This is a genomic window from Maribellus maritimus, assembly GCF_022267315.1.
Taxonomy (GTDB): domain Bacteria; phylum Bacteroidota; class Bacteroidia; order Bacteroidales; family Prolixibacteraceae; genus Draconibacterium; species Draconibacterium maritimum.
The window spans coordinates 1-5623 of sequence record NZ_JAIKLE010000088.1; the positions used below are offsets into that span (position 1 = coordinate 1).

Consider the following 5623-nt stretch of genomic DNA (forward strand, 5'->3'; position numbering starts at 1 on the left):
GATATTCGTGTTAAACAAAATATTACAAGGCTGAGTACGAATTTAGTGTAACTTATGTGACTTTAACTTTGTTAACCATCTGCCTTAACGAACATGCTAAAAAAAAGAATGCCAACCCACAAACAGCACATTTGCAAATCGCACAAACCGACTCATGACCAAAATTTGCAAAAGAGTTGTTTTTTGCTTTCGCACAACTTGACAAAACTGGCAAGAATTATTACCTTTGACAAAGCTGTCAAGACAAATATTTCAAGATAATGAAAGAAACATTTGGAGAATATATACACAGACTAAGAGTTGACGCTTCAATGACGTTAACAAAATTAGCTGCCGCATTGGATATTGACCAATCAACGTTATCAAAAATTGAGAATGGAAAGAGATTAGTTCCAGAGAATATTTTACCAAAACTTGCTAACGTATTTGAACTTAAGCTGGAAAAACTTCAGAAAGAATATTATAGTGAAAAAATAGCTGAGATTATTTATCCTCAGTCAAACACAACTGAACTTTTAAAATTAGCTGAAGAAAAAGCGGAATATTTTAGAACCAGGCAACTAAAGCAGGGCAAACTAGATTTTGATAAGCAATGAACATAAAAGAATTAGTTGAAAAATATGAATCCGACAGGGATAATTGCTTAAAGTCTGGATATAATGAAACCCAGGTTAGAAATGACTTTATTGACCCTTTATTAAAGTGTTTCGGTTGGGATGTTGACAATACCAAAGGAAAAACACATTTTTTACGTGATGTAATTCAGGAAGAATACATTGAAGTTGAAGATTCAAAAACAAAGAAGAATCCAGACTATACACTTCGTGTCAATGGAACACGTAAACTTTTTGTAGAGGTTAAAAAACCTTCTGTAAACATTAACAATTCTTCTAAAGCAGCTTTTCAAACAAGAAGATATGGATGGAATGCAAATCTTGGAATTTCAATCTTAACAAATTTTGAGAATTTAATTATATACGACTGTAGATTAAAGCCAAATTCCACAGATAATGAACACGTTGCTAAAGTAAAAGTATTCCACTACTCAGAATATGAAAGTGCATTTAAAGAATTAAATCAAATAATCTCTTTTGATTCTGCACACTCAGGAACACTCGACAATTTATTTTCAACATACGAAAGACGCGGAGAAACTTTTGATGATTATTTTCTATCTCAAATCGAAGATTGGAGACAGCGATTAGCAATTTCAGCTGTAAACAACAATGAAGACCTGGAAAGTCAAGATATCAATTTTCTAATCCAAAGACTTCTTAATAGAATAATTTTCCTTCGAATTTGCGAAGATAGGACTATTGAAAAATTCGAGACATTGAAAAGTATTTCGAATTATGATGAACTAAAAGCTTTATTTGAGCAGTCCGATAAAAAGTTTAATTCAGGTCTATTTGATTTTATTGAGGACACATTATCGCAAACAATAAATATTGATGCAGAAACGCTTATCTCTGTTTTTAATGAATTGTATTACCCTCTGAGTCCTTATGATTTCTCAGTTGTAGACCCAGCAATCTTAAGCCAGATATATGAACGTTTTCTGGGAAGCAGAGTTATAATTGATGATGAACGCCAGTTGTCAATTGTCATGGAACCAGAAGTTTCTGCTTCAAATGGTGTTGTTCCTACTCCGAAACTTATTGTTGAACAGATTATTAAAGACACGCTGACACCTTTAGTGTCAGAAAAGACTTTTAAAGAACTTAAAAACCTCAAAGTTGCTGACATTTGCTGTGGTTCGGGTACTTTTTTGATTTCAGCATACGATTTTCTTCTTGAAAAGTATTTGGTAACAATTTCTAATGAAAAAATAGACGATAAAGATATTGTATATCTAACGGAAGATTCAACTTATGTTCTAACACTAAAAGGAAAACGTAATATCCTTGAAAGTAATATTTATGGTGTTGACATAAATCCTTATGCAAAAGAAGTTAGTGAGTTTAGTTTGTTGCTGAAATTACTCGAAGGTGAAAATGAAGCTACTGTCAATGACTATTTAAATCAATTTACTGATAAGTTGCTTCCTAATTTAAGTAAGAACATTAAATGTGGAAATTCTTTAGTTGACTCAAAATTTTATGAGTTCATGCCAGAAACTGTGGATGATGATGACATTTTGTTTCGCATTAATCCTTTCGATTGGGAAACTGAATATCCATTTCTAAATGAAACACATGGATTTGATGCAATCATTGGAAATCCACCCTATGTAAGAATTCAGAATCTCGTAAAATATTCACCTGAAGAAGTATTGTATTACCAGTCAACTATCTCTGGATTTGATGTGGCTAAAAATGATACAATTGACAAGTACTATGTATTTATTCAAAAAGCAATTACATTATTAAACGATAGCGGATATCTTGGATATATTATACCTCATAAATTCTTTTTAATCAAAGGCGGTAAAGCTCTTAGAAATTACATTACAGACAATTGCAATATTTCCAAAATAACTCATTTTGGAGTGTCGCAGATTTTTCCAGGGAAATCTACTTATACCGCGATAATTGTATTAAAAGTAGAAAAGCACGAAAAGTTTTCATTCAAAAGAATTAAGTCAATTTCAGCAAAAACACTTGAGGATGAAAGTAATTCTGTTGAGTATAAGAATGAAAACTACACATCAGAACCTTGGGTTTTTCTTAATCCCGAAACCGAACAAGTTTTTGATAAGCTTAGGAGTCCACAAACAAGACCATTAAAAGACTTAGCCGAAATTTGCGTTGGCTTGCAAACTAGTGCTGATAAAGTATATATTTTCCAACCAGAAGGAGAAACAGAAGAAACTTTTATTTTCACTAAACAAGGTAAACGTTGGGAAATTGAGAAAGGAATATGTTTACCGGCATTATATGATTTGTCGTTTGGATTATTCGACGCATTAAGCGGAAATGCTCAGTTAATTTTTCCCTACAATATCAACAAAGATGAAGCAGATGTATTTAGTGAAGACTATTTGACGGCTCACTTTCCTTTAGCTCTTACATACTTGAAAGAATATAAGGAATCATTAGAAAAAAGAAGCTTACAAGGTAATGAACCAATTTGGTATCAATTCGGGCGGTCTCAAAGCTTGACTAAATTCCATAATACAGAGAAACTAATTTGGTCAGTATTATCAACGGAACCACCGTACACAATTGATAAAAATAATTTGCAGTTTACAGGTGGAGGTAACGGTCCTTACTACGGATTAATAAATAACTCTGATTATTCTTTATACTACTTCTTAGGAATTCTTTCGCATCCATTAATTGAAAATATGGTTAAATCGGGGGCAAGTGAATTTAGAGGCTCTTATTACTCTCATGGTAAGCAGTTTATAGAAAACCTACCTATTAGAATCATTGATATGTCTGTGGATTCGGAAAAGGAAATCTATCTGCAGATTATTAAAATAGTCAAAAACCAAGTCAGTACTAAAGAAAAAATCAAATCTGCCAGTTATGGCACAAAGAGAAACGTCTTGCAACGAAAAATAGATACTCTACAAAATCAGTTGATTCTATTAATTAACAAGTTGTATGGAATTTCAAATGATGAATTTAATGCTGTTATGCAAGATGAAATGTTTACAAAATCTTCAACTGCAGAGTGATGGGATTAGTTAAAGATAAATTATCAGCTGAAAAGTTAAGAGGTGGCTATTACACACCAAAGGCTATTACCGACTTTTTATGTCGTTGGAGTATAGATGATAAAACACAAACTGTATTAGAGCCTAGTTGTGGTGATGGAAATTTTATTGAATCTGCAATTTTGCGTTTTAATGAACTAGGTTTAAAGGGAAAAGAACTTAAAGGAAAAATAAAAGGTATTGAACTTTTAGAAGAAGAGTCGCTTAAAGCAAAACAACGTGCTGCGAACTTAGGTCTCAATTCGAATACTATAGAAAATCAAGATTTTTTTAACTTCATAAAAAACAATAACACAGTAAAATATGATACGATAATTGGGAATCCACCATTTATTAGATATCAGAACTTTCCAGAAGAGCATCGCAGTATTGCTATTGAGATGATGCAGTCTCTTGGGTTAAATCCCAATAAACTTACCAATATTTGGGTTCCATTCCTTGTTGTCTCTTCATCATTACTAAGTAATAATGGGAAAATGGCAATGGTAATTCCTGCTGAATTATTTCAAGTTAAATATGCAGCTGAAACAAGAATTTATTTATCCAAATTTTTCGAAAGAATTACCATCTTAACTTTTAAAAAACTAGTATTTGAAAATATTCAGCAAGAAGTTGTATTACTTCTGTGTGAGAAAAAAGTAACGCATGGACTTGGAATAAGGGTTATTGAATGTGAAAATTTAGATGGTTTAAGGACTATTGACTTTGAAAAAATAAATGGCTCAAATGTTAAACCAATTGACCATAGCTCAGAAAAGTGGACAAAGTATTTTTTGACAGAAAAGGAAATTAATCTTCTAAAGAATCTTAAATCGGATGATAGAATAGTATCATGTGGTGATATTCTTGATGTTGATGTTGGACTAGTTACTGGTAGGAACGAATTTTTTATGCTTAAAGAAGAGCAAGTTAAAGAGTGGAACTTAGAGAAATATACAATTCCAGTAGCCAGTAAGTCAAATCAGTTAAAAGGAATTACTTTTTCTAAAAATGATTTTTCTAAAAACTCGAAAGCACAAAATTCAATTCATTTATTTATACCTCCGAATGTAGAATTTGATGAGTTGCCTGAGGCTTGCCAAAAATACATACGATATGGTGAAGAAATGCAATTCAATACAGGGTATAAAACTAGGATTCGTAAGCGTTGGTACATAACACCTTCTTTATGGGCTCCAGATGCATTCGCATTACGTCAAGTAGGTGATTATCCGAAACTTATTCTTAACGAAACTGGAGCATCGTCAACAGATACAATTCATCGTGTTAGATTTAAGACTAATGTAAATCGCCAATCTCTCGTTATATCATTTATAAATTCTCTTTCATTCGCTTTCTCTGAAATTACTGGACGTAGTTATGGAGGTGGTGTATTGACATTTGAACCTACTGAAATTGAAGAAATAAAAATACCAAAACCGATTGATTTGAATTTTGATTTTCAATTAATTGATTCTTTAATTAGAAAACGGAAAATTGAAGAGGTGTTGGATATTGTAGACAAAGAGCTACTTATAAAACAATATGGATTTGATGAAAAAGAAGTAAAACAACTTCGTGAAATTTGGAGAAAATTGTCTAATAGAAGGATAAATAGAAAGAAATAAATTGCATATGCTTCGCATCCATACACATTGTCAAGTCGCACAAAAAAGCTTACGCACAGACCAAAACTTGCCAAAGAGTATGGCTGCTCCAACACACAGACAGACTAAGGAAAAAAGCACGAAAACACAACAAATTGTAAATTGCATTGCGGGGGTTCGTGTGGTATCGTTCGCTGGATTCTCGTTTCGCAGTTCCGTGTCCTCCGGACAGGAACGCTCTTCGAAATCCGCAACGACAACTTACAAGTGACCGTTGTGTGCCATTCCCCACATAAGCACATCCAGAATAGAGTTCAAATAAATTACTCTATTCTTTCCGAGCCAATTAACTACTGTTGCTAACGCGTATTTCTCT

The 5623-nt window shown here is 32.7% G+C and carries 3 protein-coding genes; all 3 read left to right on the plus strand.

Going from position 1 to position 5623, the window contains the following annotated elements:
• Nucleotides 1-260: 260 nt before the first annotated feature.
• From K5G00_RS28680 to K5G00_RS28690, 3 genes are read left to right on the plus strand one after another with little or no spacing between them, the layout of a single operon-like run.
• Nucleotides 261-596 carry a helix-turn-helix domain-containing protein gene (locus K5G00_RS28680; protein WP_238769926.1) on the plus strand — a complete coding sequence of 112 codons (336 nt, stop codon included), beginning with the start codon at nt 261-263 and terminating at the stop codon, nt 594-596.
• Nucleotides 593-3622 (plus strand): Eco57I restriction-modification methylase domain-containing protein, encoded by a 3030-nt coding sequence (locus K5G00_RS28685; protein WP_238769927.1) that lies wholly within the window; start codon nt 593-595, stop codon nt 3620-3622. The genes K5G00_RS28680 and K5G00_RS28685 overlap by 4 nt, the downstream gene beginning before the upstream one ends.
• Nucleotides 3622-5268: an Eco57I restriction-modification methylase domain-containing protein gene (locus tag K5G00_RS28690; RefSeq protein ID WP_238769928.1), complete on the plus strand. Its 1647-nt coding sequence runs from the start codon at nt 3622-3624 to the stop codon at nt 5266-5268. The genes K5G00_RS28685 and K5G00_RS28690 overlap by 1 nt, the downstream gene beginning before the upstream one ends.
• Nucleotides 5269-5623 lie beyond the last annotated feature (355 nt).